General features: G+C 71.9%; 1 protein-coding gene. It reads left to right on the top strand.

Going from position 1 to position 726, the window contains the following annotated elements; genetic code table 11:
* On the top strand, window positions 1-726 hold a 726-nt coding region (locus BFF77_RS31040), incomplete at both ends, for an MFS transporter (protein WP_245703915.1).

Genomic DNA, 726 nt, shown 5'->3' on the forward strand with positions numbered 1-726 from the left:
GCCGGACTCGGTGTCGTCGGGCTCGCGGGCATCGCCAGGCTCGTACCCGAGCAGCCCAAGCCCGAGGGCGTACGGCTGCGCCACGAACTCGCGGCCTTCCGCAATGTACAGGTGCTGCTTGCCATGGCCATGACCGTGCTCGGCTTCGGCGGAGTCTTCGCGGCGATCACCTACATCACCCCGATGATGACCGAGACCGCCGGATTCGCGGCCTCCTCGGTGACCTGGCTGCTGGTGCTCTTCGGGCTCGGCATGGTCGGCGGCAATCTGCTCGGCGGCCGGTTCGCGGACCGCAGGCTGATGCCGCTGCTGTACGTGTCCCTGGGAGCGCTTGCCGTGGTCCTCGCGCTGTTCACGCTCACCGCCCACCACAAGGTCGCGGCGGCCGTCACCATCACACTGATCGGCGCCCTCGGCTTCGCGACCGTACCGCCGCTCCAGAAGAGGGTGCTCGACCAGGCGTCCGCCGCTCCCACACTGGCCTCCGCCGTCAACATCGGGGCCTTCAACCTCGGCAACGCGCTCTCCGCCTGGCTCGGCGGCATCGTCATCGCGGCGGGGTTCGGGTACACGGCACCGAACTGGGTGGGAGCCGCGCTGGCGGGCTCCGCGCTCGTCCTCGCGGTTCTCTCCAGCGTGCTGGAGCGCCGTACGGCCGCCGCGAGCCGGGTGGTCGTCACGGCGGCGGGCACCGCGGAGCCCGGCCGGGCCGCCACCGCCCGCCAC

This window comes from Streptomyces lushanensis, from assembly GCF_001700515.1.
Lineage (GTDB): Bacteria > Actinomycetota > Actinomycetes > Streptomycetales > Streptomycetaceae > Streptomyces > Streptomyces lushanensis.